The 26,388-nt window shown below is 72.6% G+C and carries 30 protein-coding genes and 1 riboswitch; of the genes, 20 read left to right on the top strand and 10 right to left on the bottom strand.

What is annotated here, in order from left to right; all coding sequences use genetic code 11:
- Positions 1–11: 11 nt before the first annotated feature.
- Complete coding sequence (fmt, locus tag AB0K82_RS17820; protein ID WP_364398088.1) at positions 12–938, top strand: methionyl-tRNA formyltransferase; 927 nt, start codon at positions 12–14, stop codon at positions 936–938.
- Positions 938–2,323: a transcription antitermination factor NusB gene (locus tag AB0K82_RS17825; protein WP_364398090.1), complete on the top strand. Its 1,386-nt coding sequence runs from the start codon at positions 938–940 to the stop codon at positions 2,321–2,323. Before fmt ends, AB0K82_RS17825 begins: the two co-directional genes overlap by 1 nt.
- Positions 2,324–2,401: 78 nt before the next feature.
- Here AB0K82_RS17825 and AB0K82_RS17830 read toward each other — a convergent pair whose 3' ends face one another.
- Positions 2,402–3,685, bottom strand: a complete 1,284-nt coding sequence (locus tag AB0K82_RS17830; protein WP_364398092.1) for a pyridoxal phosphate-dependent aminotransferase — start codon at positions 3,683–3,685, stop codon at positions 2,402–2,404.
- Positions 3,686–3,813: 128 nt separating this feature from the next.
- Here AB0K82_RS17830 and AB0K82_RS17835 point away from each other — a divergent pair, with 128 nt between their 5' ends.
- Positions 3,814–4,746 carry a LysR family transcriptional regulator gene (locus AB0K82_RS17835; protein ID WP_364398094.1) on the top strand — a complete coding sequence of 311 codons (933 nt, stop codon included), beginning with the start codon at positions 3,814–3,816 and terminating at the stop codon, positions 4,744–4,746.
- Between the two features lie 98 nt (positions 4,747–4,844).
- Positions 4,845–5,510, top strand: a complete 666-nt coding sequence (gene rpe / locus AB0K82_RS17840; protein ID WP_364398096.1) for a ribulose-phosphate 3-epimerase — start codon at positions 4,845–4,847, stop codon at positions 5,508–5,510.
- 1 nt (position 5,511) lies between these two features.
- On the opposite strand, the gene AB0K82_RS17845 is transcribed toward rpe, so the two are convergent.
- Positions 5,512–6,537 (bottom strand): MBL fold metallo-hydrolase, encoded by a 1,026-nt coding sequence (locus AB0K82_RS17845; protein WP_364398098.1) that lies wholly within the window; start codon positions 6,535–6,537, stop codon positions 5,512–5,514.
- A 188-nt stretch (positions 6,538–6,725) separates the two neighbouring features.
- Positions 6,726–6,856: riboswitch (FMN riboswitch) on the top strand.
- A 67-nt stretch (positions 6,857–6,923) separates the two neighbouring features.
- On the opposite strand from AB0K82_RS17845, the gene ribD reads away from it, so the two are divergent.
- The 8 genes from ribD to AB0K82_RS17885 all read left to right on the top strand — a co-directional run bounded on the left by ribD (position 6,924) and on the right by AB0K82_RS17885 (position 13,410).
- On the top strand, positions 6,924–8,066 hold the full coding sequence (ribD, locus tag AB0K82_RS17850; RefSeq protein WP_364398100.1) for a bifunctional diaminohydroxyphosphoribosylaminopyrimidine deaminase/5-amino-6-(5-phosphoribosylamino)uracil reductase RibD: 1,143 nt from the start codon (positions 6,924–6,926) through the stop codon (positions 8,064–8,066).
- The gene (locus AB0K82_RS17855; RefSeq protein ID WP_364398102.1) at positions 8,067–8,666 is read left to right on the top strand and encodes a riboflavin synthase; all 600 of its coding nucleotides are present in this window, start codon (positions 8,067–8,069) and stop codon (positions 8,664–8,666) included.
- A complete protein-coding gene (gene pnuC, locus AB0K82_RS17860; RefSeq protein ID WP_364398104.1) occupies positions 8,663–9,310 on the top strand; it encodes a nicotinamide riboside transporter PnuC in 648 nt (215 codons plus the stop codon). Before AB0K82_RS17855 ends, pnuC begins: the two co-directional genes overlap by 4 nt.
- Entirely contained in the window at positions 9,307–10,515 is a 1,209-nt protein-coding gene (locus AB0K82_RS17865; RefSeq protein WP_364398105.1) for a bifunctional 3,4-dihydroxy-2-butanone-4-phosphate synthase/GTP cyclohydrolase II, read from the top strand. Before pnuC ends, AB0K82_RS17865 begins: the two co-directional genes overlap by 4 nt.
- Positions 10,516–10,570: 55 nt before the next feature.
- On the top strand, positions 10,571–11,083 hold the full coding sequence (gene ribH / locus AB0K82_RS17870; protein WP_364398106.1) for a 6,7-dimethyl-8-ribityllumazine synthase: 513 nt from the start codon (positions 10,571–10,573) through the stop codon (positions 11,081–11,083).
- A 47-nt stretch (positions 11,084–11,130) separates the two neighbouring features.
- Positions 11,131–12,006: an ATP phosphoribosyltransferase gene (gene hisG, locus AB0K82_RS17875; RefSeq protein ID WP_364398108.1), complete on the top strand. Its 876-nt coding sequence runs from the start codon at positions 11,131–11,133 to the stop codon at positions 12,004–12,006.
- 40 nt (positions 12,007–12,046) lie between these two features.
- Entirely contained in the window at positions 12,047–12,475 is a 429-nt protein-coding gene (locus AB0K82_RS17880; protein WP_364398110.1) for a PH domain-containing protein, read from the top strand.
- A gap of 335 nt (positions 12,476–12,810) precedes the next feature.
- Entirely contained in the window at positions 12,811–13,410 is a 600-nt protein-coding gene (locus AB0K82_RS17885) for a GNAT family N-acetyltransferase (protein WP_364398112.1), read from the top strand.
- A 381-nt stretch (positions 13,411–13,791) separates the two neighbouring features.
- Here AB0K82_RS17885 and AB0K82_RS17890 read toward each other — a convergent pair whose 3' ends face one another.
- Both AB0K82_RS17890 and AB0K82_RS17895 read right to left on the bottom strand, forming a co-directional pair.
- Positions 13,792–14,427 (bottom strand): response regulator transcription factor, encoded by a 636-nt coding sequence (locus AB0K82_RS17890; RefSeq protein WP_364398113.1) that lies wholly within the window; start codon positions 14,425–14,427, stop codon positions 13,792–13,794.
- Positions 14,428–14,473: 46 nt separating this feature from the next.
- Positions 14,474–15,697: a sensor histidine kinase gene (locus AB0K82_RS17895; protein ID WP_364398115.1), complete on the bottom strand. Its 1,224-nt coding sequence runs from the start codon at positions 15,695–15,697 to the stop codon at positions 14,474–14,476.
- Between the two features lie 169 nt (positions 15,698–15,866).
- On the opposite strand from AB0K82_RS17895, the gene AB0K82_RS17900 reads away from it, so the two are divergent.
- Together AB0K82_RS17900 and AB0K82_RS17905 are read left to right on the top strand one after the other, a co-directional pair.
- Positions 15,867–17,000 (top strand): ABC transporter permease, encoded by a 1,134-nt coding sequence (locus AB0K82_RS17900; protein WP_364398117.1) that lies wholly within the window; start codon positions 15,867–15,869, stop codon positions 16,998–17,000.
- A complete protein-coding gene (locus AB0K82_RS17905) occupies positions 16,997–17,671 on the top strand; it encodes an ABC transporter ATP-binding protein (protein WP_364398119.1) in 675 nt (224 codons plus the stop codon). Before AB0K82_RS17900 ends, AB0K82_RS17905 begins: the two co-directional genes overlap by 4 nt.
- 144 nt (positions 17,672–17,815) lie before the next feature.
- Here AB0K82_RS17905 and AB0K82_RS17910 read toward each other — a convergent pair whose 3' ends face one another.
- The gene (locus tag AB0K82_RS17910) at positions 17,816–18,427 is read right to left on the bottom strand and encodes a helix-turn-helix domain-containing protein (RefSeq protein WP_364398121.1); all 612 of its coding nucleotides are present in this window, start codon (positions 18,425–18,427) and stop codon (positions 17,816–17,818) included.
- A gap of 89 nt (positions 18,428–18,516) precedes the next feature.
- On the opposite strand from AB0K82_RS17910, the gene AB0K82_RS17915 reads away from it, so the two are divergent.
- The 3 genes from AB0K82_RS17915 to AB0K82_RS17925 all read left to right on the top strand — a co-directional run bounded on the left by AB0K82_RS17915 (position 18,517) and on the right by AB0K82_RS17925 (position 20,116).
- Entirely contained in the window at positions 18,517–18,903 is a 387-nt protein-coding gene (locus AB0K82_RS17915; protein WP_364398123.1) for a nuclear transport factor 2 family protein, read from the top strand.
- A gap of 257 nt (positions 18,904–19,160) precedes the next feature.
- Positions 19,161–19,958, top strand: coding sequence for a Scr1 family TA system antitoxin-like transcriptional regulator (locus tag AB0K82_RS17920; protein ID WP_364398124.1), 798 nt, complete (start codon positions 19,161–19,163; stop codon positions 19,956–19,958).
- A complete protein-coding gene (locus AB0K82_RS17925; RefSeq protein ID WP_364398126.1) occupies positions 19,946–20,116 on the top strand; it encodes a DUF397 domain-containing protein in 171 nt (56 codons plus the stop codon). The genes AB0K82_RS17920 and AB0K82_RS17925 overlap by 13 nt, the downstream gene beginning before the upstream one ends.
- A 101-nt stretch (positions 20,117–20,217) precedes the next feature.
- Here AB0K82_RS17925 and AB0K82_RS17930 read toward each other — a convergent pair whose 3' ends face one another.
- A complete protein-coding gene (locus AB0K82_RS17930; protein ID WP_364398128.1) occupies positions 20,218–21,057 on the bottom strand; it encodes a helix-turn-helix transcriptional regulator in 840 nt (279 codons plus the stop codon).
- Positions 21,058–21,320: 263 nt separating this feature from the next.
- Between AB0K82_RS17930 and AB0K82_RS17935 the strand changes: the two genes are divergently transcribed.
- Positions 21,321–22,343, top strand: a complete 1,023-nt coding sequence (locus AB0K82_RS17935; protein ID WP_364398129.1) for an aldo/keto reductase — start codon at positions 21,321–21,323, stop codon at positions 22,341–22,343.
- 78 nt (positions 22,344–22,421) lie between these two features.
- Here the strand turns inward: AB0K82_RS17935 and AB0K82_RS17940 are convergent, their stop codons facing one another.
- The gene (locus AB0K82_RS17940) at positions 22,422–22,976 is read right to left on the bottom strand and encodes an NADH-quinone oxidoreductase subunit B family protein (RefSeq protein ID WP_364398131.1); all 555 of its coding nucleotides are present in this window, start codon (positions 22,974–22,976) and stop codon (positions 22,422–22,424) included.
- A gap of 84 nt (positions 22,977–23,060) precedes the next feature.
- On the opposite strand from AB0K82_RS17940, the gene AB0K82_RS17945 reads away from it, so the two are divergent.
- The gene (locus tag AB0K82_RS17945) at positions 23,061–23,969 is read left to right on the top strand and encodes a LysR family transcriptional regulator (protein ID WP_364398132.1); all 909 of its coding nucleotides are present in this window, start codon (positions 23,061–23,063) and stop codon (positions 23,967–23,969) included.
- Here the strand turns inward: AB0K82_RS17945 and AB0K82_RS17950 are convergent.
- Together AB0K82_RS17950 and AB0K82_RS17955 are read right to left on the bottom strand one after the other, a co-directional pair.
- A complete protein-coding gene (locus AB0K82_RS17950) occupies positions 23,938–24,324 on the bottom strand; it encodes a PPOX class F420-dependent oxidoreductase (protein WP_364398134.1) in 387 nt (128 codons plus the stop codon). The two genes, AB0K82_RS17945 and AB0K82_RS17950, sit on opposite strands and share 32 nt — an antisense overlap.
- Before the next feature lie 76 nt (positions 24,325–24,400).
- Positions 24,401–24,994 carry a dihydrofolate reductase family protein gene (locus AB0K82_RS17955; protein ID WP_364398135.1) on the bottom strand — a complete coding sequence of 198 codons (594 nt, stop codon included), beginning with the start codon at positions 24,992–24,994 and terminating at the stop codon, positions 24,401–24,403.
- Between the two features lie 87 nt (positions 24,995–25,081).
- Here AB0K82_RS17955 and AB0K82_RS17960 point away from each other — a divergent pair, with 87 nt between their 5' ends.
- Positions 25,082–25,534, top strand: a complete 453-nt coding sequence (locus AB0K82_RS17960) for a helix-turn-helix domain-containing protein (RefSeq protein ID WP_364398137.1) — start codon at positions 25,082–25,084, stop codon at positions 25,532–25,534.
- A 167-nt stretch (positions 25,535–25,701) separates the two neighbouring features.
- Here AB0K82_RS17960 and AB0K82_RS17965 read toward each other — a convergent pair whose 3' ends face one another.
- Complete coding sequence (locus AB0K82_RS17965) at positions 25,702–26,355, bottom strand: NAD(P)-binding domain-containing protein (protein WP_364398139.1); 654 nt, start codon at positions 26,353–26,355, stop codon at positions 25,702–25,704.
- Between the last annotated feature and the right edge of the window lie 33 nt (positions 26,356–26,388).

A 26,388-nucleotide genomic window follows, 5' to 3' on the forward strand; every position in this document is an offset into this window, starting at 1 on the left:
GGAGACCGCTAGTGCGCCTGGTATTCGCCGGAACACCGGAGACCGCGGTGCCCGCCCTCGAGGCACTGCTGGAGTCCCGCCACGAGGTCGTCGCGGTCGTCACCCGCCCGGACGCGCCCGCCGGGCGCGGGCGCCGGCTCACGCCGAGCCCGGTCGCGGAGCGGGCGGCCGAGGCGGGCGTCGAGGTGCTGAAGCCCGCGAAGGTGAAGGACCCGGAGTTCCTCGACCGGCTGCGGGACATCGCGCCGGACTGCTGCCCGGTCGTGGCGTACGGCGCGCTGATCCCGCGCTCGGCGCTGGACATCCCGCGGCACGGCTGGGTCAACCTGCACTTCTCGCTGCTGCCCGCCTGGCGGGGCGCGGCGCCCGTGCAGCACGCCGTGCTGCACGGCGACGACATCACCGGCGCGGCGACGTTCCAGATCGAGGCGGACCTCGACACCGGGCCGGTGTTCGGCGTCGTCACCGAGCCGATCCTGCCCGAGGACACCAGCGGCGACCTGCTGGGCCGGCTGGCGGGGACCGGCGCGCACCTGCTCGTCGCGACGATGGACGGCATCGAGGACGGCACGTTGGAGCCTCGTCCGCAGCCCGCCGACGGCGTCTCGTACGCCGCCAAGCTCACCCCGGACGACGCCCGCGTCGACTGGTCCAAGCCCGCCCTGCGCGTCGACCGGCTGCTGCGCGCCTGCACGCCCGCGCCCGGGGGCTGGACGACCTTCCGCGGCGAGCGGCTCAAGCTGGGTCCGGTCCGGCCCGTCCCCGACGCGGAGCCGCTCGCGCCCGGCCGGCTGCGGGTGACCAAGCGCGAGGTCCTCGCCGGGACCGGCACCCACCCGGTGCTGCTCGGGCAGGTCCAGCCGCAGGGCAAGCAGCGCATGGACGCGGCCGCCTGGGCGCGCGGCGTCCACCCGACCGACGAGGACGAGCTGACCTGATGCCTCCCCGGCGACCCCGTCGCACGCCCGGCCAGGGCGACCGGCCCAACCGTCCTCCGCAGCGGCGCCGCCCGCGCGACCCCGTGCGCCGCACCGCGTTCGACGTGCTCCAGGCCGTGGACGAGCGCGACGCCTACGCCAACCTGCTGCTGCCGTCGCTGCTGCGCGAGCGCGGCCTGACCGGCCGGGACGCCGCGCTGGCGACCGAGCTGACCTACGGCACGCTGCGCGGACGCGGCACGTACGACGCGGTGCTCGACGTGTGCAGCGACCGGCCGGTGGCCAAGGTCGACCGGCCGCTGCTGAACGTCCTGCGGCTCGGCGTCCACCAGTTGCTGCGCACCCGTATCCCCGCGCACGCCGCCGTCGGAACGACCGTCGACCTGGCCCGTTCGGTGGCCGGTCCCGGCCAGGCCAAGTTCGCCAACGCGGTGCTGCGCAAGGTCTCCGCCCGTGACCTCGACACGTGGCTGGGCATCGTGGCGCCCGAGGACGAGACCGGGCGGCTCGCGGTCGTGCACAGCCATCCGCGCTGGATCGTCAACGCCTTGCGCGACGCGGCCGGGCCGGCGGAGGTCGAGGCGCTGCTGGCCGCCGACAACGAGCGTCCCCGCGTCACCCTCGTGGCCCGCCCGGGCCGCGCGGCCGTCGCCGAGCTCGGCGGCGAGCCCGCCGCGTACTCCCCGTACGCCGCCTATCTCCCCGAAGGGGATCCCGGTTCCATCCCTGCGGTCGCCGAGGGCCGCGCCGCCGTCCAGGACGAGGCCAGCCAGCTCGTCGCCCTGGCCCTCGCCCGCGTCGCGATCGAGGGCCCGGACCGCCACTGGCTCGACCTGTGCGCCGGGCCGGGCGGCAAGGCCGGTCTGCTGTCGGGGCTGGCGGGGGAGCGCGGCGCGCACCTGCTCGCCTGCGACGTCCAGCCGCACCGCGCCCGGCTCGTCGCGAAGAGCGTCGACGCGGCCGGCGAGGTGGCGGTCGTGGACGGCACCCGGCCCGCCTGGCGGCCCGGTTCGTTCGACCGGGCGCTGGTCGACGCGCCGTGCACCGGCCTGGGCGCGCTGCGCCGCCGCCCGGAGGCGCGCTGGCGGCGTAGCCCCGAGGCGGTGGCCGAGCTCGGCCCGCTGCAGCGGCGACTGCTCGCGTCGGCGCTGGAGTCCGTACGGCCCGGCGGCGTGGTCGCGTACGTCACCTGCTCGCCGCACCTGGCCGAGACCAGGGTCGTCGTCGACGACGTCCTGCGCGGCCGGGACGACGTGGAGCGGCTGGACGCGCCCGCGCACCTGAAGGAGGTGCCCGGCCTGGGCGACGGCCCGTACGCCCAGTTCTGGCCGCACCGGCACGGCACCGACGCGATGTTCCTCGCCCTCCTGCGCCGCCGCCCCTGACCACTTCCCCGGGCCGTGCCCGGCCGTTCCCGCGCGGCGGGTCGCCGGGGCGCGTGGACCCGGCGACCCCGATCGGGCTCAGACGGACGCGGGAACCGCCTCGCGGACCCGGGCGGTCAGCGCCGTCAGCACTTCGGTGGCACGGTCCAGGGCGGCCGCGATCCAGGGCACCGTGAGCGGGTCGGGCGCGCCGAGAGCCGCGTCGCGCTGCTCGGGAGTGTCGCCGTACAGCAGGCTGCTCGCCACCCGGAGCCGCAACGCCTCGGGCGGGTCGCCGAACGCGCTGCCGGGCAGCACCCCGACGCCGTGCTCCTCGAGGAGGAGGTCCGCCAGGTCGGCGGAGGTCTCGATCCCGAACCGCTCGCGCAGACGGTCGCCGACCGGCCCGGCGAACTCCGGGTAGCAGTAGAACCCGCCCTGCGGGGCCACCACGCGCGCTCCGGCCTCGGCGAACCGCTCCGCCATCGCGGTCGCCACGGCCGCGTGCAGACGGCGGCTCGCCGCGACCCGGTCGGCGATCTCCGCCGGCTCGCCGAAGGCGTAGGCCGCCGCCTCCTGGACGGGGCCGGACGCGCTCGACCAGATCTCGCTGGCCACCCCGGCGAGCCGGTCGCGCAGGCCGCGCAGGTCCTCGGGCAGCCGGGCCACGCCGATCCGCCAGCCGCCGAGCGCGAGGCTCTTGCTCAGCGCCGTGGTCGTCACCGTGCGCTCCGGGGCGAACCGCGCCGGCGACGGGAAGTCGGCGCGCTGGTCGAACACCAGGTCGCGGTAGATCTCGTCGGCGATGATCACGAGGTCCAGCTCGCGGGCGGCCTCGCAGAGCCGGCGGACGGTCTCATCCGGGGCGAGCGTGCCCGTCGGGTTGTCGGGGAGCGTGAGAACGACGCTGCGGACGCTGTGACCGGCGGCCCTCGCCCGGGACACCGCGCCGGCCAGGAGGCCGGGGTCGGGAACGCCGCCCTCGCCGGGGCGGGTGGGGACGAAGAGCGGCTCGGCGCCCATCAGGCGGGTCTGGGCGGCGTAGCTGACCCAGCTCGGCTGTGGGACGACGACGCTTCCGCCGATCGCCAGCAGGAGGGCGTACAGGAGGGGCTTGCTGCCGGGTCCGGCCACGACCAGGTCGGGGTCGGCGGGCAGCCCCCGGCGGCGCCAGTATCCCGCGGCGGCGTCCCGCAGGGTGGCGCTGCCCGCGACGGGGCCGTAGGCGCCGCGCCCGGCCGCCGCGCCGAGGCGGCGTTCGAGCCCGGGGTGGACGTTCAGCCCGGCCTCCCCGAAGGCCAGGGGAAGAACCGGCAGACCGGCCCGTCGGCGGTGGTCGAGTGCTTCGTTGGCGGCGAGAGTCGCGGAGATTGCGACTGACATATCGGACGACTCCAAGGGAGCATTTGGGCGGAAAAGTGGTCGTGCGCGGCGCCGTACCTCTCAATCGTTCAGCTTCCCAGTGCATCACCACAAGCGAGGCTTTCCGCTGGTCTGCATAAGATGCGCTTATGCTGGACGTCCGACGGCTCCGCCTGCTACGCGAGTTCGCCGAGCGGGGCAGCATCGCGGCCACCGCGAAGGCGCTGGGCTACACCGCGTCGGCCGTGTCCCAGCAACTCGCCGTGCTCGAGCGGGAGGTCGGCGCGACGCTCCTCGACCGCACCGCGCGCAGCGCCGAGCTGACCGATGCCGGCCGACGGCTCGTCCGGCACGCCGAGCGCATCCTCCGGATGATCGAGTTCGCCGAGGCCGACATGGCCGAGCCCGAGCCCTCGGGGCATGTGGTCCTCACCGCGTTCCCGACCGCGGCCGTGGCGTTCGCGCCGGCGCTGGCGCACGGTCTGCGCCGGCATTCGGGCCTGACGTTCCAGCTCCGCCAGAGCGCCGGCGACGGCCTGCCGCAGGTGCGCTCCGGCGAGGTCGACGTCGCGCTGATCGACGACTGGACGGGCCGCCTGCCGACGCGCGGGGGCGGCAGCCTGCGGTTCACGCTCCTCATGCACGACCCGGTCGTCCTGGTCGTGCCGTCCGATCACTGGGCGGCCGACCCGGATGTCCGGCTCGACCTGCGGCGTCTCCGGGAGGAGCCGTGGATGGCGGCGCCGCCCGGCGAACCGTCGCGCGAGGCGTTCGACCGGCTCCTCACCGACGTCGGCGGCGCCCCGTCGATGCCCTGGGAGTTCGAGGGCCTCGGCACGATCCTCGGCCTCGTCGCCCGGGGCGTCGGCGTCGCCGCCATCCCCAGTCTCGCCCTCACCGTGGGCGTGCCGGGCATCGCGGTGCGCAGCCTGCCCCGGGCGATGACGCGCTACGTGTACGCCGTCGTGCGGACCGCGAGCGTGCGCCGCCCGTCCGTCGCGGTCACCGTCGAGGCCCTGAAGTCCGCCGCCGCCGACCTCGACGCCCGCCGCCCCGGCGCCCGCGCTCCCGGGGACGGGTGAGCGACGGCCGTCGGCGGGGGCCGCGCCGCCTGACGTCGGCATGAACCGCGCCGCCCGCCGTCGGCGCGCGGACCGCCGTCTTTAAACTTGACGGCATCATGGCCGTGCAAATAGCTCCCAGCATCCTGTCCGCCGACTTCGCCCGCCTCGCCGACGAGGTCACGGCGGTGTCCAACGCTGACTGGATCCACGTCGACGTGATGGACAACCACTTCGTGCCCAACCTGACGCTCGGGCTGCCGGTCGTCGAGTCGCTGCTCAAGGTCACGCCCCTGCCGCTGGACTGCCACCTCATGATCGAGGACCCGGACCGGTGGGCCCCGGGCTACGCCGAGGCCGGCGCGGGCAGTGTGACCATCCACGCGGAGGCCGCGAGCGCTCCGATCCGTACGCTGCGGGCGATCCGTTCGGCGGGCGCCCGCGCGGGCCTCGCCCTGAACCCGGGCACCGCCGTCGAGTCGTACGCCGACCTGCTCCCCGAGATCGACATGATGCTCGTGATGACGGTCGAGCCGGGCTTCGGCGGGCAGTCGTTCCTCGACATGGTGCTGCCGAAGGTGCGGCGCGCCCGTGATCTGATCAAGGGCCGGGACCTCGACGTCTGGCTGCAGGTCGACGGCGGCGTGAGCGCCGAGACGATCGAGCGCTGCGCCGAGGCGGGCGCGGACGTCTTCGTGGCGGGGTCGGCGGTCTACTCCGCCGAGGACCCCGCCGAGGCCGTCCGCTCCCTGCGCGAGCGGGCGAGCGGCGCGTACGCCTCCTGACTCACGGCGTCTCGTAGATCGTCACGCCGTCGCCGTCCGCGCGGCCGCGCAGCCGGCCCTGGGTGACGAGCACCTCCAGGTGCGCCTGGGTCTCGGTGGTGGCCAGCATCTGGTTGAACAGGTCGAGGTCGTCGAAGGCGCGGCCCCGCCGGGTCCAGGTGAGCGCGCGGGCCGTCTCGTACGCCGTGCCGGAGCCGGCGGTGACCGCGGCCTCGCTCGCGTCGAGGCGCTCGGCGTGGTGCTCCAGCAGGGCGTCGACGCGGGCGTGCACGCTGTCGGTGACCGGCCCGTGGGCGGGCAGGAGCCGCAGGTCGGGCATCTCCCGGACGATACGGAGGGAGTCGAGGTACGCCCCGAGCGGGGACGTGTCCGGCGCGCTCTCGAAGCCGATGGACGGCGTGATGTGCGGCAGGACGTGGTCCCCGGCGAACATCAGCCCGGCGTCGAGGTCGGCGAAGACGAGGTGCCCCCGCGTGTGGCCCGGCGTGGGGACGGCGAGGAGCTCGCGCTCGCCGAGCGGCACCGCGGTGCGGCCGTCGATCCAGTCGTCGGGCATCTCCCAGTCGAGCCGGTCCTGGCCGCCCTCCTTCCAGGCGGCCTTCAGCCGCTCCACGAGCGGGCCCGCGCCGCAGGCGAAGAGCCGCGCGAGCTGCGGGGAGTCCTCCCGGCGCACCGGCCGGGTGAGGAGTTCGAGCGTGTGCCGCTCGCCGAGGCCGAGGCTGACCCGCGTGCCGAACTCCCGGCGGACCGCGACCGCCTGCGTGTAGTGGTCACGGTGGACGTGGGTGACGAGGAACCGGGTGATGTCCCCGAGGCCGTGGCCGAGCTCCTTCAGCGCCGCCTCAAGCCGCCGCCGGGACTCCTCCAGCGCCCAGCCGCCGTCGATCAGCACCAGGCCGTCCTCGCCGGTGATGGCGTAGACGTTGACGGCGCGCAGGCCGTCGCTCGGGAGCGGTAGCGGGATGCGGTGCACACCCGGCGCGACCTGGAACGCTCCAGGCTCGATCCACTCCGTCCGCTGCGTCATCGGCCCGCCCTCATCTCTCCCACCAGAACGACATTCGACCTATATGGAACCAGAGGCGTGGGAAGCGTCGTCGCGCCGACCCTGGTCGCGCTACCAAGCGAGCGCTTGCTTGTCCAGATGTGGACGCGTGTGCATCCTCACATGTGGCACGGAATGCCCGGCATGGCACACTGGTTGTGAGTCAGTGAAAGCGTGCTCCGGGGTCGGTGAAAGTCCGAACCGGCGGTGACAGTCCGCGACCCGGCCGAAACCATCGGCCGGTTGACCCGGTGGAACTCCGGGACCGACGGTTAAAGTCCGGATGGGAGGCAGCACGCGGCCGTGTCCTTCGGGGCATGGCCCCTGCGGTCTTGCCGCACACCCGGAGCCTGATCAGGGAGGCCCGGGTGATCGTTGATCCCGCGCAGGAGCGCGCGATGCGCCGGGCGCTGGCGCTCGCCGCCCGCGCCCGCGGTGAGACCAGCCCCAATCCCATCGTCGGCTGCGTCGTCCTCGACGCCGCCGGACAGGTCGCGGGCGAGGGATACCACGCCTACGCCGGCGGCCCGCACGCCGAGATCGTCGCGCTCCGGGAGGCCGCCGGCCGCGCCGAGGGCGGCACCCTCCTCGTCACCCTCGAACCCTGCGACCACCAGGGCCGTACCGGCCCGTGCACCGAGGCCGTCATCGAGGCCGGCGTGCGGCGCGTCGTGTATGCGGTCGCCGACCCCCACCCGATCGCGGGCGGCGGCGCCCGCCGGCTCGCGGAGGCGGGCGTCGAGGTGGAGGAGGGGCTGCTCGCGGCCGAGGCCGAGCGGCTCAACGCCGAATGGCTCACCTGTACCCGGCTGGGCCGGCCGCACGTGACCTGGAAGTTCGCCGCGACGCTGGACGGCCGGTCGGCCGCCGCCGACGGCAGCAGCCAGTGGATCACCGGTCCCGAGGCCCGGCACGACGTCCACGAGCTCCGCGCCCGCTGCGACGCGATCGTCGCCGGCTCCGGCACCGTGCTCGCCGACGATCCCCACCTCACCGTGCGCGGGGCCCACCGGCACGACCACCGGCGCACCCCGCGCCGGCCCCTGCGGGTCGTCGCCGACACCCGGGCGCGCACGCCGCTGACCAGCCGGGTCCTCGACGACGAGGCCCCGACCCTGATCGCCGTCGCCGAGGACGCCGACACCGCCGCGCTGGAGGGCCGCGTCGCCGTCGTGCGCCTGCCGCGCGACGACGGCGGCCTCGACCTGACCGCCCTGCTCACCGAGCTGCGCGAGCGGCAGATCGTCTCCGTCCTGCTCGAAGGCGGCCCCACTCTCGCCGGCTCGTTCGTGGCCGCCGGCCTGGTCGACCGGGTCGTCGCCTACCTCGCCCCCCGGCTGCTCGGCGCGGGCCCGGCCGCCCTCGGCGACGCCGGCGTCGCCACGCTCGCCGAGGCCCACCACCTGGAGATCGACGACGTCACCCGGATCGGCACGGACCTGCGGATCACCGCGGTCAGGCCGGCCGTCGAAACCCCCACCCGGCCGGTAGCGGCCCGAAGGGAGAGCTGAATGTTCACCGGAATCGTCGAGGAGCTGGGCGAGGTGATCGCGCTCGAACCGGCGGGGGACTCCGCCCGGCTCACGGTGCGCGGCCCCCTCGTCGTCTCCGACGCCACGCACGGCGCGTCCATCGCGGTCAACGGGGTCTGCCTCACCGTGACCGACCTCAAGGACGACGCGTTCACCGTCGACGTCATGAAGGAGACACTGGACCGGTCCAGCCTCGCCGCGCTGGAGCCGGGGTCACCGGTCAACCTCGAGCGCCCCGTCCGGGCGGCCGACCGGCTCGGCGGCCACATCGTCCAGGGCCACGTCGACGGCGTCGGGCGGATCGTCTCCCGCGAGCCGGGCGAACGCTGGGAGGTCGTGACGGTCGAACTGCCGCCGCGGCTCGCCCGCTACGTCGTCGAGAAGGGCTCGATCACGGTCGACGGCGTCAGCCTGACCGTCGTCGAGGCGCGCGACGACGCCTTCACCATCGCGCTGATCCCCACGACGCTCGAACTGACCACCCTGGGCGGCAAGGGCCCCGGCGACCCGGTCAACCTCGAGGTCGACGTCGTCGCCAAGTACGTCGAGCGCCTCGTCACCGCGGGAGCGGTCAAGTGAGCTCCTGGACGCAGGCGGGGATCACCGTCCTCGGCGAGAAGGTCCTGTGGACCGACCTCGTGGGCAACGTCCTGTCCCTGGCCACGGTGTGGCTGGCGATGCGGCGCACGCTCTGGACGTGGCCGGTGCAGCTCTCCGGCGCGGTCCTCCTGCTGGTCGCCTCGGTCAGCGCCCACGCGCCGGGCAACGCGCTCAAGCAGGTGATGTTCCTCGCGCTCGCCTCGTACGGCTGGGCCCGGTGGCTGCGCGGCCTCCGGGAGAGCCGGGAGCTGCCGGTGCGCCCGGCCACCGGACGGGAGCGCCTGGCACTCGTCGGGACGCTCGCGGTGGGCACCGTCGCGGTCGCGCTGCTGTTCGCGAACATCCCCTGGCTGCAGATCTCCTGGTCGCCGCTGGCCAACGCGTACATCTTCGTCGGCAGCGCCGTGGCGACGTACGCGCAGAGCCGGGCACTCGTCGACTTCTGGGTCATCTGGGTCCTCGTCGACCTGGTGGGCGTCCCCCTGGCGTTCAAGTCCGGGCTGTACGTCTCCGGCGCGGCGTACGGGATCTTCTTCATCCTCGTCCTGGCCGGTTTCCGTGACTGGCTGAAGCAGTACCGCCGGCAGCGGCGGCACACCGAGCCCAAGGTGGTGGCGGCATGAGTCTCGACAGTGTCGAGGAGGCGATCGCGGACATCGCGGCCGGCAAGGCCGTGGTCGTCGTCGACGACGCCGATCGGGAGAACGAGGGCGACATCATCTTCGCCGCCGCCAAGGCGACGCCGGAGCTGGTCGCCTTCACGATCCGGTACAGCAGCGGCGTGATCTGCGTGCCCATGGAGGGCCGGGACCTGGACCGGCTGCAGATCCCGCTGATGACGGCGCACAACCACGAGCGGATGCGCACGGCGTACACCGTGAGCGTCGACGCCCGCGACGGCGTCGACACGGGCATCTCCGCCGCCGACCGCGCCCACACGATCCGCGTGCTCGCCGACTCGGCGACCGAGCCGTACGAGCTGGTCCGCCCCGGGCACATCTTCCCGCTGCGGTACCGCCAGGGCGGGGTGCTGCGGCGGCGCGGACACACCGAGGCCGCCGTCGACCTGGCCCGGCTGGCCGGGCTCACCCCGGCCGGGGTGCTGGCCGAGGTCGTCAACGACGACGGCACGATGGCGCGGCTGCCACAGCTGGAGATCTTCGCCAAGGAGCACGACCTCAAGCTGATCTCGATCGAGCAGCTCGTGGAGTACCGCAAGCGCACCGAGCGGATGGTCGAGCGGGCCGCCGAGACCCGCATCCCGAATCGTTACGGCGAGTGGCGCGCGATCGGGTACGCCAGCCACCTGGACGACGGCGAGCACGTCGCCCTCGTGTACGGCGATCTGGGCGACGGCGAGGACGTCCTCGTGCGGGCCCATTCCGAGTGCCTGACCGGCGACGTGCTGGGCTCGGAGCGCTGCGACTGCGGCACCCAGCTCGAGGCCGCGATGGGCGCGATCGCCGCCGAGGGGCGCGGCGTGGTGCTGTACCTCCGCGGCCACGAGGGCCGGGGCATCGGGCTGGTCGCCAAGCTGCGGGCGTACCAGCGGCAGGACGACGGCTCCGACACCGTCGACGCCAACCTCGAGCTCGGCCTGCCGGTGGACGCCCGGGAGTACGGCAACGCCGCGCAGATGCTGCTCGACCTGGGCGTCCGGTCCGTCCGGGTGCTGACCAACAACCCGGCCAAGGTCGCGGGGCTGGAGCGCTTCGGCGTCGAGGTGCGCGGGCGCATCGGGCTGCCCGTCCTCGTCACCGAGCACAACCGGCGCTACCTCGCCGCCAAGCGCGACCGGCTGGGCCACGAGATCGGAGATCTCGGATGAGCGGGCGCCTGTTGGGCATCGCGCCTCTGGTAACTCCTCGGACTAAGGAAAGCGCATGAGTGGAATCGGACGCCCGGGGGAGACGTTCGTCGACGCCTCCGGGCTGCGGCTGGGGATCGTCTGCACCCGATGGCACACACGGGTCACCGACCGGCTGCTGGAGCGGGCCGTGGCCACGGCCAAGGAGTGCAGGGTCGCCGATCCGGTGGTCGTACGGGTGGCCGGCGCGCTGGAGATCCCGGTCGTGGCCCAGCAGCTCGCCCGCGACAATGACGCGGTCGTCTGCCTGGGCGCGGTGATTCGCGGAGATACGCCCCATTTCGACTATGTCTGCGACTCCGTCACCGCGGGTTTGACGAGGGTTGCCCTGGATGAGGGCACCCCCATCGGTAACGGCGTACTAACATGTGAGACGATCGACCAGGCATTGGACCGATGCGGGCTGGACGACAGCCACGAGGACAAAGGGATGGAGGCGACCGTGGCCGCACTCGATACGGCACTGACCCTGCGAGGTCTTCGGCACCACGGTCACGCGCGGCACGACGCGGAGCATCTGGGCTCCTGAGCGTCGACGCCGCGAAACCCATCTCTCGAAGAAAGGCCTGCTGAACCGTGCTGTCACTCGTGCTGCCCAAGGGCTCCCTGGAGAAGGCGACGTTCGAGCTGTTCAACGCCGCCGACCTGACCGTCCGCCGGGCCTCCGACCGCGACTACCGCGCCTCGATCGACGACCCGCGGATCGACCGGGTCCGCGTCCTGCGCCCGCAGGAGATCCCGACGTACCTCGAACAGGGCCTGTTCGACCTCGGCATCACCGGGCGCGACTGGATCACCGAGACCGACGCCGACGTCGTCTCGCTCGGTGAGCTGAAGTACTCCAAGGCCACGTCCAACCCGGTGCGCGTCATCATGGCCGTGCCGAACGACGCGCCCTGGCAGACCGTCTCCGACCTGCCCGAGGGCGTGCGGATCTCCACCGAGTTCCCCGCCCTCACCGAGCGGTTCCTCGCCAAGCACGGCGTGAAGGCGCGGGTCGTGCCGTCGTACGGCGCGACCGAGGCGAAGGTCCCCGACATCGTTGACGCGATCGTCGACCTCACCGAGACCGGGTCGTCGCTGCGCAAGAACGGCCTGCGGATCCTCGACACCCTCCTGACCAGCTACACCGAGCTGGTCGCCAACCGCGAGGCGTACGAGGACGCCGACAAGCGCGCGGCCATGGAGGACATCGCGCTGCTGCTGCAGGGTGCGATCCGGGCGCGCGGCAACGTCCTGCTCAAGCTGAACGTCGAGAACGGCGCGCTACAGGGCGTCCTGGACATCATCCCGTCGATGTCGTCCCCGACGGTCACGCCGCTGGCCGGCGGCGAGATGCACGCCGTGGAGAGCGTCGTCGCCAAGCACGGCGTCAACACCCTGATCCCGGCGCTGAAGGCGGCGGGTGCCCGCGACATCCTCGAGATCCCGATCAGCAAGATCGTCGACTGATCCCGTCAGTCGACTGATTCCGTAAGGCGGCGGCACCCTCATGACCACGGCGACGTGGCGACCCCGGCGGGCCAGGATCGTCCCGTACGTCCTCGCGGCGGTGGTCGTGCTCAGCATGATCGTCCTCGCCGTGGTCATGCCGGCGCCCTGGAGCCTCGGCGACCGGATCGGCCTGGTGGCGATCGGGCTGGTCGTCGCCGGGGTGCTGCACATCCTCGCCCGCAGCCGGGTGACCGCCGACGACGAGGGCCTCACGGTCGTCAACGGCCTGCTCACCCACGAGTACGAATGGGCGGAGCTGCTCGGCATCACGATGTCCGAGGGCGCGCCCTGGCCCACGCTCGACCTCGCCGACGGCTCGACCGTCGCCATCATGGGCATCCAGGCCTCCGACGGCGAGCGCGCCAACCGCGCCCTCGCCGAGCTGGCCGCCCTGATCCACGAACGCGGCGAGGCCAAGAACCACTGACGCGACGCCCAGTACTCGGGCAGGTCCTCGGCCGGGGCGGAGTCGGTGCTCCAGACGTTGTCGAACCAGGAAGCGGTGTCGGCGGCCGGCGCCTGGATTGCCTGTTCGACCAGGGGCGGCGCCACCCGCAGGCGTTCGTTGTAGCCGGGCGGTCTGGGCAGGTAGGGGAAGATCCCGGCCAGATGAGCCCATCTGCGGTCAGGCGGTTCCTGCCGGCAGCCTCGGGGTGTGGTGGGTGGCCTCCGGTGGAAGCGGCTTGCCGCGGCTGCTCGCTCCCGGACTGTAGGGCCTGGAAGCACCGAACAAAGAAAACTTCGAAAGTGAGGAAAGCTCGTATGTCCGAGATTCCCTTTTTTTTGGAAACAAGCCCCTTACCCTCCGTCGGCGCCTGCGCTCGGGTCAACGGTGTCTCTCCGTCGGGCGGCCGGGTCGAGCTGCGGAGGATCTCCCCCGAGGACAGGCGTAGGTTCACCGAGGTGGCCGCCGCCAGCGTCGAACTGCACAGGCCGTGGATCTCCCTGCCGACCACGCCCGGCAGCTTCGACCGCTACCTGGCCAAGTTCGACCACAACACGGCAGCGGGGTTCGTGGTCTGTCGCCGGACGAACCCCACGGACCTGGTGGGGTTCGTCAACATCAACCGCATCGAGTACGCCCCGTACTGGAAGGGCGTGCTGGGCTACGGGGCGTTCGTGCCCTGGCACGGCCGCGGGTACATGACCGAGGGCGTCGCCCTGGCGGTCCGTTATGGCTTCAAGAGCCTCGGCCTCCACCGACTGGAGGCCGACATCGAACCGGGGAACACGACCTCTCGGAAGCTGGCCGCGAAGGTAGGACTGCGCCAGGAGGGGTTCTCTTCCGGTCTGATCCAGCTCCCCGATGGAGTCTGGCACGATTTCGAGCGCTGGGCGATCAGCGCCGAGTCGATGAACTGAGGGTCACCGGCAGCGGACCGCGGCGAGCGGGCTGCTGGAGACCATGAAACGATCATCATGAGTGCCATTGGCCCTCCGCGATGAACTGACCAAGCGAGTACCAAGACCGGCCCGCCTCCACCGCGCGGGCCGGTTCTCCTGATTCGGATGATCTGGCGCTCGGCGCCGGTGATGCCCGCGCGGCCGCCGCCGGGCCGCGGCCGGCCACGCAGGGGACACCCAGCGCGGCCGCCGAGCGTCGGGCCGCGCCCGGGAACGCCGTCAGGCTGCCGCTGCCGCCCGTAAGCGCCGTCTTCACGTCGGGGTCCGGCGTCGGGCCGGTGACGGGACGGGGCGCGCTCACCCCGAGCCCGTGACGATCCGCCGGGATCACCCGCTCGGTCAGCGGCGGATGAGGCCGAGGTCGGTCGCGGTGGCGACGGCGGCGGTACGGGACTCGACGCCGAGCTTGGCGTAGACGCGGGCCAGGTGCGATTTGACGGTGCCTTCGGTGAGGTGCAGCCGCCGGCCGATCGCCTGGTTGGACAGGCCGTCGGCGACGAGCGCGAGGACCTCGGTCTCGCGCCGGGTCAGGGCGGTCGCGGGGCTGCGCATCCTGTTCATCAGCCGGTCGGCGATGGAAGGGGCCAGCGCGGCGCGACCGGCCGCGGCGGTGCGCACGGCGGCCGCCAGTTCCTCGGGAGGGGCGTCCTTGAGGAGGTAACCGGTGGCCCCGGCCTCGATGGCGGCCAGAGTGTCGGCGTCGGTGTCGTACGTGGTGACGATCACGACGCGGGGGGCTCCGGGGCGGGCGGTGATGGCGGCGGTGGCCTGGGCGCCGGTCATCCCCCTGCCGAACCGCAGGTCCATCAGGACGACGTCCACGTCGCCGGCGGCGGCGCGGCGGACGGCCTCCTCGGCGGTGGCGGCCTCGGCCGCCACGGTGATGCCGGGCTCGGTCTCCAGCACGGCGCGCAACCCGGCCCGCACCACGGGGTGGTCGTCGGCCAGCAGCAGGCGGATGGGCGCATCGGTCACGGGCGCGCCTCTGATGCGGGGTACGCGGCCGGGAGCAGGGGCGCGGTCACGGGGTGGTTCCGGGTACGGGGTCCGCGGCGGCTCGGGTCAGGGGGAGCCGGGCGGCCAGAGCGGTGCCGTGACCGGGAGCGGACTCGACGGTCAGGGCACCGCCGAGGGCGGCCACGCGGGAGCGCATGGCCGCGAGTCCGAACCCGCCGCCGGCCGGGTCGGGGACCGGCGGCCGGTCGGGGTGGAAGCCGATCCCGTCGTCGACGACGTCCACGGTGACGTCGTCGTCCAGGTAGCTCAGGGTGACGTCGACGGTGGTGGCGTGGGCGTGCCGGACGGTGTTGGCCAGGGCGGACTGGGCCACGCGGAGCAGGGCGACCTCCTGGGCGGTCGGCATCGGCACCGGGTCACCGGAGAGGTGGAAGCGCACGGCGAGCCGGTGGCGGGTGGAGATGGTGACGCACAGCCGCTCCAGCGCGTCGGCCAGGGTGGTGCCCTCCAGGGCGGGCGGGGTGAGGGCGGCGACGAGGCGGCGGGCCTCGGCCAGGTTGTCCACGGCGGCCTGACGGGCCTGGTCCACGTAGCGGGCGGCGGCATCGGGTCTGCCGGGCAGCGCGCGCTCGGTCGCGCGCAGCAGCAACTGGATGCTGGAAAAGCCCTGGGCGAGGGTGTCGTGGATCTCACGGGCCAGGCGCTCGCGCTCGGCCAGCACCCCCGCAGTGTGCTGCGCGGCGGCGAGATCGGCGCGGGTGGTGGTGAGCTCCTCGATCAGCATCCGGCGCCGTTCGCCTTCCCGGTACAGGGCCTGATACCCCCACACCACCGCGACCGCCACCGCCGCGCCGAGGGTCGGGCCGATCGCGGTGGCGGGGGTGAAGGAGTCCTGATGGGCGGCGAAGGTCATGATCGCCGCGAGCGCGGTGGCGACCACCGCGACCAGGCCCGCGGCTCGGGGCAGCAGGTGAAGCTGGAGGAAGTACAGGGGAAAGGCCAGCCACACTCCGTCGGCGGACAGAACCAGCAGCCCCAGCCACACCACGCCCACGGCGGCGAGCCACACGACGGCGGCCCGGCGAGACCGGCCGACGCGGGGCAGCAGCGGGCCGGCCGCGTACACCAGCCCGAGCAGCGCGGCCACCGCGACGGCGGCCACGGCGTACGACCCGCCTCCGGCCATGGCCCGGACGGCGGCGAGAGCCAGCAGGCCGGCGGTCAGCACGTGCAGGCACCAGGTCAGGGCCCGGACGGTGACGGTCAGGGTGGGGGCGGTGGTGTTCACGGTCCTTCCAGCCTAGAAGCCGAGCCCCGGTAGAGGCCTCCATCAAAAGTTAGAACCCATCCGCCACCGTTCGAATCGGGAGGTCGCATCGTGGGCCGGATGTGCCGGCCGGGGGCGGCGGCGATGGTGGAGGCGTACCGTTCCGCCGTCGAGAGGACAGGTCCGAGCCGTGTTCGTGGGCTGGAGAGATCTGCGGTTCGCCAAGGGGCGCTTCGCCCTGATGGGGACCGTCATCGTGCTGATCACCGTGCTCGTCGGGCTGCTGTCCGGGCTGACCGCCGGGCTGGGCCGGCAGAACGTCTCCGCGATCACCGGTCTGCCCGCCGACCGGATCGCGTTCGACGCGCCCAGTGGGGGAGCGGCCCTGTCGTACGCGAACTCCACCGTCACCGCGAGGCAGTGGCTCCGGTGGGCCGGCACCCCCGGCGTGACGAGCGCCGAACCCCTGGGCATCACCGTCACCCGGGCCGTCGCCGGCGCCAAGAGCGTCGGCGTCTCGGCCTTCGGCGTCCGGCCCGGTTCCGCGCTCGCGCCGGACGGTGCCGAGATCGGCGAACACACGGCGGTGCTGTCCGCCTCCGCCGCCGACGACCTCGGCGTACGGCCCGGCGGCACCATCACCCTCGCCGGGCGGGAACTGACGGTCGCCGCGGTCCGGGGCGACGCCCACTTCAGCCACACCCCGGTCATCTGGACCAGCCTCGACGTCTGGCGGAAGACCGCGCCGCCCACCGGGACCGCCGAAGGCCCGGCCGCTGGAGGTGCGACGGCCGGAGGCTCGGCCGCTGACGGCCCGACCGCCACCGTCATCGCCCTGACCACGACCTCGCGCGCCGACGTGAAGGCCGCCGACAAGGCGGCGGGCACCAGGACGGTGTCCAAGGGCGCCTCGCTGTCCGCTATCGGTTCCTACACCTCCGAGAACGGTTCGCTGCAGTTGATGCGCGGCTTCCTGTTCGCCATCTCCGCGCTGGTCATCGGGGCGTTCTTCACCGTCTGGACCATTCAGCGCAGCGGCGACGTCGCCATCCTCAAGGCGCTGGGCGCCTCCACCGCCGGTCTGCTGCGTGACGCCCTCGGCCAGGCCGTCGTCCTGCTGACCGGCGGCACCCTCGTCGGCACCGCCATCGCCGCCGCCCTCGGCGCGCTCGTCGCGGGCTCGTCCGTGCCCTTCGTCCTCACCCTCGCCACCGTGCTGGTCCCCGCCGCCGTGATGATCCTCCTCGGTGCGCTCGGAGCCGCCCTGTCCGTCCGCCGCATCACGTCCGTCGACCCGTTGACCGCCCTGGGGAGCGCCCGTTGAGCCTCACGCTGACCGACATCACCCTCACCTATCCCGACGGCGACGGCCGCCTGACCGCGCTGGACCAGGTGGACTTGGAGGTGCCCAAGGGCGGTCTGACCGCCGTGGTCGGCCCCTCCGGCTCTGGCAAGTCCAGCCTGCTGGCCGTCGCCGCCACCCTCATCACCCCCGACGCCGGCACCGTCGCCATCGACGGCACCGTCACGACCGGGATGACGCGCGGTGAGCTGACCGCCGTACGCCGCGCCAAGATCGGCATCGTCTTCCAGCAGCCGAACCTGCTGACCTCGCTCACCGCCGTCGAACAACTCCAGGTCATGGCCCAGATCGACGGTCGCTCCCCGGCCAGGGCCCGGCCCAGGGCGATGGAACTGCTCGACGCGGTCGGCCTGGCCGGTCAGGCCGGTCGGCGTCCCCACCAGCTCTCCGGGGGCCAGCGTCAGCGGGTCAACATCGCCCGCGCCCTGATGAACGACCCCACCGTCCTCCTCGTCGACGAGCCCACCAGCGCGCTCGACCACGAACGCGGTGCCGAGATCATCGACCTGCTCGCCCGCCTCACCCACCAGCGGGCCACCGCCACCGTTCTGGTCACCCACGACCGCACCCACCTCACCGCCGCGGACCGGATCGCCCACGTCGACGATGGGCGTCTCCACTTCCCTGCGTGAGCCCGCTCGGCCTTGGCCCGGTGATCCCCCTACCTTCCGGGCCGGCCGTCACCCAGACCCTGACCGGCTGATCTCCCGCCGCACGATCGGGGGCCTTGCCCCTGAGAATTCACGCCGCCGTGTGAGCCGACCGGTGCGCAATGCTTACCGGGGCTGGGATCGTAGCCCGTCGAGGATGAGTCGGGCGAGGTGTGCCGAGCGTTCGGGACTGGTCTCCGCGCCGGCGTGGCGGATCGCGGCGAAGGCGCCGGCGACCAGTGCCATCACCTCGTCAACGGTGACGTCGTCGCGCACGACGCCGGAGGCGTGCGCGCGGCCGAGCAGGTTCGCGACATGGCGGGTGAGGTCTGCCGCGACGCCCGGGGCGGCGGTGCGCAGGTCGAACTCGGCGGCCTCGAGCGCGCTCTTGACCGTCGCGTTCTCGGCGCCGTTGGTCATCATCCGGGACAGCAGCGTGAACAGGGCCGCGGGGTCGTCCGTGGCGGCGAGCGCCTCCGCCTCCGCGATCAGCCGTTCGAGCTGATCGGTCGCGACGGCGAGATAGAGCGCCTCCTTGGTGGGGAAGTGCCGATGGACGGTGCCGGGACCGACGTCCGCGCGGCGGGCGATCTCATCCAGCGAGACGCCGAGACCTTCCGTCGCGAACAGCCGTTGCGCGGTCCGAAGCACCCGCTCGCGGTTGCGGCGCGCGTCGGCGCGCAGCCCACGGTCGCTCCCGGGAGCCGCCGCGACGGCCTTGTGAGGATGGCTGGACATGTCGATATCAGCATAACCGGGGCGGCGCACCGGTTATGGGATCGTGCCGCTCACTACGTCCGGACCCATCAGCCGTGAGGAGATCGCCGGTGACTGCACGCGATGAGGCCAGCGCCCTGATCCAGCGGATGCGGGAGTGCTTCAACACGCGGGAATTCGACCAGGCCGCCGAGTTGCACACGCCTGGCTTCTTCAGCTATCCGCTCGGCACCACCGGATTCGCGGCGGGTATGGGCGCCTGGCGCGCGCTCACCACCCGGTTCCCCGGCATACGCGTCGTCGCCCAGGACATCCTGGTCGACGGCGACAAGGCCGCCGTCCGCTCGACCGTCGAGGGGATCGAGACCCTGGACGGCGCACAGCCCATGCTGTTCGAGATCTTCCGTATCGACGATGGCCGGTTCGCGGAGATGTGGGGTACCAGCACGGGATTCCCGCCCTCGGTCAGCCCTGAGGATGTGCTCGGTCGGCCCTGAGGGTCGCGCCGCCGGAGCGTCAACGAGGTCGAGGCGGCGTGTGCCGAATGCTCGGCTAACCGGCCGTGAAAAGCGGCGAATCCCGCCTTTCCGCGCCTCCGATCCATTGGTCACCGAGCTTTTCGCGCCCGAGGTGCCGAATATTTGGACACGAAGCGTGCTCATGTGCGTACGCTGGGGAGCGCTCCACTGTTACCGGACGAATGGGACGCCTCTCATTTCGGGCGAAAGGGTACGGGTCGATGAGCGGAAACCGGATGACGGCACGAGTATTCGTCGCCAAAGAGCTTCGCCGCGCCCGCGAGGCGAAAGGGCTGAGCCGGGCAGCGGTCGGAAAAGCCCTCTTCGTCTCGGACTCCCTGGTCGCCGCGTGGGAGGTGCCTCGGATGCTGCCGAGGCCGGAGCATCTCGAACGCCTCATCCCACTCCTCGGCACGAGCGACATCCTGACCCGCATCATCGACGAACTCGTCGCCGGAGAGGTCCCGCCCGAGTGGCTCGACAAGTGGCTGGTGGTCGAACGCCGGGCCACGTCACTGCTGTCATTCGAGTCGACGGTGATCCCGGGTCTGCTGCAGAACGAGGAGTACGCCCGCGCGGTACTGCGGGCGGGTCGATATGACGTCGCCGACCTGGAGGACATGGTCAGCGCACGGTTGGAACGTCAGGCGATTCTTTCTCGGGAGGACACGCCGCCCGTACTGGTCGCCGTCATCGCCGAGAGCGTGCTCGGCCAGAACGTCGGCGGCGCCAAGGTCATGGCCGACCAGCTCCTGCACCTGGCGGCCACGGCCGAGCGGGACAATGTCATCGTCCAGATCGTCCCGGCGAGCGCCGAGGCGTGCGCCGGGTTCACGGGTCCGTTCGCCATCGCGACGCTCGACGACGGGGCCGAACTGGCCTACGTTGACAGTCAGCTCAGCGGAGAGGTGATCGGGACTCCCCACGATGTCGCGGCTCTGCGGCGAATGTTCGAGGTGTTCCGGGCGGACGCCCTCCCCAGGCGGCAGTCGATCGAGTTGATCCGGAGGAAGTCGGAGCAATGGACGACCTGACGTGGCGGAAGTCGACTCGCAGCGGTTCGAACGGCGGCAACTGCGTGGAGCTGGCGGTGACGTGGCGGAAGGCCGCGCGGAGCACGGCCAACGGCGGCAACTGCGTCGAGGTGGCCGTGCTCGAGTGGGGTGGCGAGGGGGCGTCCGACCGCCCATGACGGTCCGGCGTCGTGGTGTGCTGAGGGCTCGGCCGAACGGCGTCTGCGGATGGGCTGATCCCACCATTTCGAGGTAGCGCCGTTGTCGACGAGCTTTTCGCTCAGTAGGTCAGATTCTGGAGGCCGACCACGCGCAGGAGTTCCAGCCGCTCGTAGGACTCGCTGCCCGGGCGGGCGGTGTAGACGACCAGCCGCTGGTCGTGCTCCGGGCTCAGCAGCACCTCGCAGTCCAGTTCCAGCAGGCCGACGACCGGGTGCAGGAAGCGTTTGACGTCGCTGCGGCGTACGGCGACGTGGTGGGCGTCCCACAGCGCCGAGAACTCCTCACTGCGGGCGCGGAGCCGGCGTACGAGCGCTGCCAGGCACGCGTCGTCCGGGCGGCGGGCGAGTGTGGCGCGCAGATCCGCCACCGCCGTGCGGGCGGCGCGGTCACGGTCCTCGGCCGGGAAGATTTCCCGTGCGGCGGGGTCCGTGAAGTAGCGCCAGACGACGTTGTGCTCCGCCTCGGGGCGGGCGGACGCGTCCCCGTGGAGCGCCCTGGCCATCGCGTTCTGCGCGAGGACGTCGCCGCGGTCGCTCACCACTCGGGCGGGGGTGTCGGTCAGCCGGTCGAGGACAAGGAGCAGGCCGGGGCGGACGTGCTCCGTGGTCGGCCGGTTGCGTGGAGGCTCCTCACCGGCCAGATGGAACAGGTGGTCTCGTTCGTCGTCGGTCAGCCGCAGCGCGCGGGCGACGGCGGCGAGCATCTGACGAGACGGGCGTGAGCCTCTGGCCTGTTCCAGCCGCGTGTAGTGGTCGGCGGACATGCCCGCCAGCTGCGCCACCTCCTCGCGGCGCAGTCCCGGGGTGCGGCGCCGTGCGCCCTGCGACAGCCCCACGTCGGCCGGGGCGAGCCGGGCGCGGCAGTGGCGCAGGAAGTCGGCGAGTTCGCTTCTGTCCACGCCTCCACCATGCCCTGCGACACCGGACGCAGCCAGGGACGGCCCGTCCCCGGATAAGGACGTCTCTTCCGCCGGCGCCCGTACCGCCGCAGGCTGGGAACCGGCTCGGCGGACCGGCGGCACCCGCGGGTTCGACGAGACGAGCACCGAAGAGCCGCCGCGTGGCGCATACGGCAGCCGCACGGCTGCCATATCCGCCTGGTGTGGATTCGCCGGCGTCGTAGCTCGCTCCGTCCCTTCCTGCGAAAAGAGGCGTCTTCCGTATGCAGTACCGCACGCTCGGCCGGACCGGCATCAAGGTCAGTCCCTATGCGCTCGGCGCATTGATGTTCGCGACGTCCGTCGGCAACCCCGACCCCGGCGACTCGGCCCGCATGATCCACAAGGCGCTGGACGCGGGGATCAACCTCATCGACACGGCCGACGCCTACCAGGACTCCGAAGAGATCGTCGGGAAGGCGCTCAAGGGGCGACGTGACGAGGTCGTCCTCGCGACCAAGGTGAGCCGTTCGATGGGTGACGACCCCAATCACCAGGGCGCCTCGCGGCGGTGGATCGTGACCGCGGTCGAGAACTCGCTGCGCCGCCTGCGGACCGACCACATCGACCTCTACCAGATCCACCGGCCGGACCCCACCACGGACATCGAGGAGACGCTTTCCGCGCTCTCCGACCTGATCCACAGCGGGAAGGTCCGTGCGATCGGGACGTCCGGCATGCCGGCGTCCGAGATCGTCGAAGCCCAGTGGGTCGCCGACCGGCGCGGTCTGGCACGGTTCCGCACGGAGCAGCCGCCGTACTCGCTGCTCGACCGCGGCATCGAACGCGAGGTGCTGCCGGTCGCCCAACGCCATGGGATGGGCACGCTGGTGTGGGGCCCGCTCGGGCAGGGACTGCTCACCGGGCGTGTCCGCAAGGATGAGCCGAACGAACTCCGCCGCGCCGCCTTCGTCAAGCACGTCAACGACGAACGCCGTCTCGAAACCGTCGAGCGGTTCATCTCGCTGGCCGAGGAGGCGGGACTGCCGCTGACCCACCTCGCCATGGCCTTCGCGATCACTCATCCCGGCGTGACCAGCGCGATCGTCGGGCCGCGCACGATGACCCACCTGGACGACCTTCTGGCCGGCATCGACGTGACGCTCACCGACGACGTCCTCGACCGGATCGACGAGATCGTCCCGCCGGGCACCGACGTCGGCACCCTCGACCAGGCGTACGTGCCGCCAGCCCTCCAGCAGGCGCGCCTCCGCCGCCGGCCTGCCGGCGAACGCGCCGCCGCCTGACGGACAGCCGTGCCGGGGATGTCCGTCGCTGCAACGACGAACATCCCCCGGCATCGATGACGCGGCGGAGCCGGAGCCTCAGTGGGCGGTCGAGCAGGCGTCGGCCAGGGGGAGTCGCGTCAGGCGGGCGCGTTCCTCGGCCACGATCTCCGCCCGTCGGTGCGCGCCCAGTCTCGTGTTCTGGATCTTGTCGTGCAGCTTGACGATGGCGTCCAGCAGCATCTCCGGGCGGGGCGGGCAGCCGGGCAGGTAGATGTCGACCGGCACGATGTGGTCGACGCCCTGCACGACGGCGTAGTTGTTGAACATCCCGCCCGACGAGGCGCACACGCCCATCGCGATGACCCACTTCGGCGCGGCCATCTGGTCGTACAACTGCCGCAGCACCGGCGCCATCTTCTGGCTCACCCGGCCGGCGACGACCATGAGGTCCGCCTGCCGGGGCGAGCCCGACGGACGCTCCATGCCGAACCGCGAGAAGTCGTGCCGCGGGTCGCCGACGGCCATCAGCTCCATGCCGCAGCAGGCCAGGCCGAACGTCATCGGCCACATCGACGACTTACGGGCCAGGCCGGCCACCGCCTCGACGGTCGTGAGAAGGAAACCGCCGGGAATTTGCTCTTCGAGTCCCATAGCCCTTCCAGGCTGGCCGCGCCGGGAGGACCGATCAATGACGGATCGCGCCACGATCGTTAAGCGGGGCGACACAATGGGTGCATGGAGATGCGGGAGATCGAGGCGTTCCTGGAGGTCGCCCGGGAGTTGCACTTCGGCCGGGCGGCGGCGCGGCTGGGCGTCTCCACGCCGCGCGTGAGCCAGGCGGTGCGCGCACTGGAGCGCCGGGCCGGCGGTCCGCTGTTCGAGCGCACCAGCAGGCGGGTCCGGCTGACGCCGCTGGGTGAACACCTGCATTCTGAGCTCCGGCCCGCGTACGAGCGGATGGAGCGGGCGCTGAACGAGGCGCGACGCAGCGCGAGCATCGAGGCGCTCCGCGTCGGCGTCGCGACCAGCCTGCCCGACGCCGTGGTCGACGGGCCGATCCGGGCGTTCGGGCGGGCACGGCCGCACTGTGCCGTGGTGCGGTCCGCGCATCCCAACACCGACCCGGTCCGCTGGGGCGACGACTGGCCGGTGGACGTCTTCGTCGGCTGGCTGCCCGCCGATCTCGCGCCGGTCCAGGCCATGGGCTTCAGCGTCGGCCCGGCGTGGCTGCGCGAGGAACGCGCGGTGCTGGTGGCGGCCGGACACCCACTGGCGCGGCGCGTCGCCGTCGACGCCGAGGAACTGGCCGGCCACGACATCCTGTATCCGAGCACCATGCCGGAGCAGATCGCCGATCTGTGGATACCGCCGGCCACCCCGAGCGGCGTCCCGCTCCGCCGGGTCCTCCGGCACACGTCCACGTCGCTGGAGGAGGCGATCGTCCTGGTCGCCGGGGGAGACGTGGTCCACCTGACGATCGCCGCCGTACGCCCGGACAACCCCCACGTCGTCACCGTGCCGGTGGCCGGCCTGCCGCCGATGATCTGCGCCCCCGTCTGGCCCGCCGCCTCGGACAGCGCCGTGATCCGCGACTTCGCCCGGATCACCGGTCTCAGCCCACGCTCTGCCGATCGGGCTCGATGAGTGCGACGACCCGTTCCTCGTCGCGCGAGTAGGGGCCGCCGATGTACTTCGTCGAGATCCGGTCGACGATCTCCCAGGCGGCGTCGCCCTCCAGCCATTCGACGACCCTGCCGCGGATGATGACCGGCTGGAACGGGTTGTCGGCCGGCGTCAGGGAGAGCGCGACCCGCGGGTCGCGGCGCAGGTTGCGGGCCTTGCGGGAGTCCGGGCCGGTGAGGATCGCGACGTGGTCGCCCTCCGTGTCGACCCAGACCGGAACGGAGTGGGGAGCGCCGTCGGGCAGGACGCTGGCGAGGTGGGCGAGCGAGGTGCCGTCGAGCACGCGGCGTACGTCGGGGTTCAGCATCGTGGTCATCTCCTGGCGTGGGTTCTGTGGATTTCGTGGACGACGACCTCATCGCCGATCAGCGCGAGGCCGTCGGTGATGAGGGTCAGCGCTCGACCTCGTAGTGGAGATGGGTGACGCCCGGGGCGGGCACCACCTCGACGAGGCGCAGCCGGACGTGCGCGGGCAGCTCCTGGAAGTAGGGACGGCCGGAGCCGAGCAGGACCGGCACCTGGTGGAGGACCAGCTCGTCCACGAGCCCCGCCTTCAGGGCCTCGGTCACGACGCCGCCGCCCATGAGCGCGACGTCCTTGTCGCCGGCCGCCTCCCGGGCCGCCGCGACGGCCTCGCCGATCCCGGCCGTGACCAGTGTCTGACGGTCGGTCAGCTCCGGCGCCGGCCGGTGGCTGAGGACGAAGAGCGGCGCCGTCGGGTGCGGGCTCCCGCCGCCGAAGCCCTCGGAGCCCTCGTACGTGTTGCGGCCCGCGACGACGGCGCCGACGCGACCGGCGACGGCGTCGAAGACCCGGGCGCTGGGCTCGCTGAGCCTGAAGCCGCCGAACTCTCGGCTGGGGACGTCGCCGTCGAAGTACCAGTCGAAGAGCGTCGCCCCGTCGCCGAGCCCTTTTCCGGGGCCGGGACCCCGACCGGTGACGTACCCGTCGACCGAGACCGCCATCGCGCTGAAGACCTTGCTCATCTCCGACCCTTCGAAGTTCCTTCAAGAGACTCCATGACGGTAACAGCCGGAGTTCCGTAAGGGAACTCCAATCGTTAAACTGCCTTCATGCAACGCACGAACTTCGGGGAGATGGCCTGCTCCATCGCGCGCACCCTCGACGTCATCGGGGAGCCGTGGTCGCCGCTGATCCTGCGGGACGTGTGGGTCGGGGTGAGCCGGTTCGACCAGCTCCAGGCGGATCTCGGGATCTCGCGCAAGGTGCTGACCGAGCGGCTCAACCACCTCGTCGACCAGGGCGTGCTCGAGCGCCGTCCGTATGACCGGCGGCCGCGCTACGAGTACCGCTTGACGGAGAAGGGCGCCGAGCTCGTCGACCTGCTCATGGTCATGGTCGGCTGGGGGGACAAGTGGCTCGCGGGCGAGGCCGGCCCGCCGGTGCTCTACCGCCACCACGCGTGCGGTGAGATCAGCGGTGTCGAGCTGCGCTGCGCCCACTGCGGCGAGCCGATGCACGCGGGCGACGTCGACCTGCTGCCGGGCCCCGGCGCGGCCGTGTGACCGAGGCGGCGTCCAGAGACTCCTTCGATGTCCAGCGCGGATCGACGTCGCCGAGGACGCCACCGTCAGCGGGCGGCGTCTCGACGACTCGATCATGAAGCGGATCGACGAGGTGCTCGACGACCTCGTCGACCGCGATCCCGCCAAGACCGCGTCGATGTTCGACGTCATGCCGTCCTGGCGTCGCTGACCTCCGGTTCGGGCGAGGGCAGGGCCGAGCGCGGGTCGACGCCGGCGATGTGCAGGCCGATCACGTACGCCGCGGTGGCCTCCAGGACGCCGGCCCGGTCGAGGTCCCCGGCGTCGGCCGGGACGCCCCCGAGGTCGGTGACCAGCGTTCGTACGATCTCCAGGGCGGTCGGGTCGTCGCCGCAGATGGGCACCGTCAGCGGGCGGCCGTCGACCCGGGGCGGCGTCATCCGCCACATCGCGTCGGGGCACAGGTTGAACGCCTTCACCACGTGGGCGCCGGTCGCGTCGGCGATCCGCCGGGCGACAGACGGCCCGGTGCCGGTGGCGAGCGTGACGCCCGGATGCACGACACCGTTCACGCAGTCGATCACCGTCCGCCCAGGCAGGACGTCCCCGACCTGCCCGAGGACCTCCTCCACGCCCTCGTACGCCACCGCGAGCAGCGTCACGTCGCCGAAGGCGGCGGCCTCGCGCAGGCCGCCCGCGCGGGCGCCCGGTCCGATCTCCGCGGCGCGCTTGTCCGCTTTGTCCCGGCCGCGCGCGCCGACGAGCACCTCGTGCCCCGCACGCGCCCACTGGGCGCCGAGCGCGCCCGCCATGTTCCCCGCTCCGAGGATTCCGATTCGCATGGGCGCGACACTAGGAGTCCCGATGGGCACCGA

The organism is Actinoallomurus sp. NPDC052274 (assembly GCF_040679475.1).
GTDB classification, from domain to species: domain Bacteria; phylum Actinomycetota; class Actinomycetes; order Streptosporangiales; family Streptosporangiaceae; genus Actinoallomurus; species Actinoallomurus liliacearum.

Bases quoted from the DNA above. Each gene is read 5' to 3' on its own strand.
- AB0K82_RS17960 (WP_364398137.1), top strand. From the start codon at position 25,082: ATGCAACGCACGAACTTCGGGGAGATGGCCTGCTCCATCGCGCGCACC.
- rpe (WP_364398096.1), top strand. From the start codon at position 4,845: ATGGCCGTGCAAATAGCTCCCAGCATCCTGTCCGCCGACTTCGCCCGC.
- AB0K82_RS17835 (WP_364398094.1), top strand. From the start codon at position 3,814: ATGCTGGACGTCCGACGGCTCCGCCTGCTACGCGAGTTCGCCGAGCGG.
- AB0K82_RS17955 (WP_364398135.1), bottom strand. From the start codon at position 24,994: ATGAGCAAGGTCTTCAGCGCGATGGCGGTCTCGGTCGACGGGTACGTC.
- AB0K82_RS17845 (WP_364398098.1), bottom strand. From the start codon at position 6,537: ATGACGCAGCGGACGGAGTGGATCGAGCCTGGAGCGTTCCAGGTCGCG.
- AB0K82_RS17865 (WP_364398105.1), top strand. From the start codon at position 9,307: ATGAGTCTCGACAGTGTCGAGGAGGCGATCGCGGACATCGCGGCCGGC.
- AB0K82_RS17945 (WP_364398132.1), top strand. From the start codon at position 23,061: ATGGAGATGCGGGAGATCGAGGCGTTCCTGGAGGTCGCCCGGGAGTTG.
- AB0K82_RS17925 (WP_364398126.1), top strand. From the start codon at position 19,946: ATGGACGACCTGACGTGGCGGAAGTCGACTCGCAGCGGTTCGAACGGC.
- AB0K82_RS17825 (WP_364398090.1), top strand. From the start codon at position 938: ATGCCTCCCCGGCGACCCCGTCGCACGCCCGGCCAGGGCGACCGGCCC.
- AB0K82_RS17885 (WP_364398112.1), top strand. From the start codon at position 12,811: ATGTCCGAGATTCCCTTTTTTTTGGAAACAAGCCCCTTACCCTCCGTC.
- AB0K82_RS17965 (WP_364398139.1), bottom strand. From the start codon at position 26,355: ATGCGAATCGGAATCCTCGGAGCGGGGAACATGGCGGGCGCGCTCGGC.
- AB0K82_RS17940 (WP_364398131.1), bottom strand. From the start codon at position 22,976: ATGGGACTCGAAGAGCAAATTCCCGGCGGTTTCCTTCTCACGACCGTC.
- AB0K82_RS17830 (WP_364398092.1), bottom strand. From the start codon at position 3,685: ATGTCAGTCGCAATCTCCGCGACTCTCGCCGCCAACGAAGCACTCGAC.
- AB0K82_RS17935 (WP_364398129.1), top strand. From the start codon at position 21,321: ATGCAGTACCGCACGCTCGGCCGGACCGGCATCAAGGTCAGTCCCTAT.
- AB0K82_RS17880 (WP_364398110.1), top strand. From the start codon at position 12,047: ATGACCACGGCGACGTGGCGACCCCGGCGGGCCAGGATCGTCCCGTAC.
- AB0K82_RS17950 (WP_364398134.1), bottom strand. From the start codon at position 24,324: ATGACCACGATGCTGAACCCCGACGTACGCCGCGTGCTCGACGGCACC.
- AB0K82_RS17910 (WP_364398121.1), bottom strand. From the start codon at position 18,427: ATGTCCAGCCATCCTCACAAGGCCGTCGCGGCGGCTCCCGGGAGCGAC.
- AB0K82_RS17855 (WP_364398102.1), top strand. From the start codon at position 8,067: ATGTTCACCGGAATCGTCGAGGAGCTGGGCGAGGTGATCGCGCTCGAA.
- ribH (WP_364398106.1), top strand. From the start codon at position 10,571: ATGAGTGGAATCGGACGCCCGGGGGAGACGTTCGTCGACGCCTCCGGG.
- AB0K82_RS17920 (WP_364398124.1), top strand. From the start codon at position 19,161: ATGACGGCACGAGTATTCGTCGCCAAAGAGCTTCGCCGCGCCCGCGAG.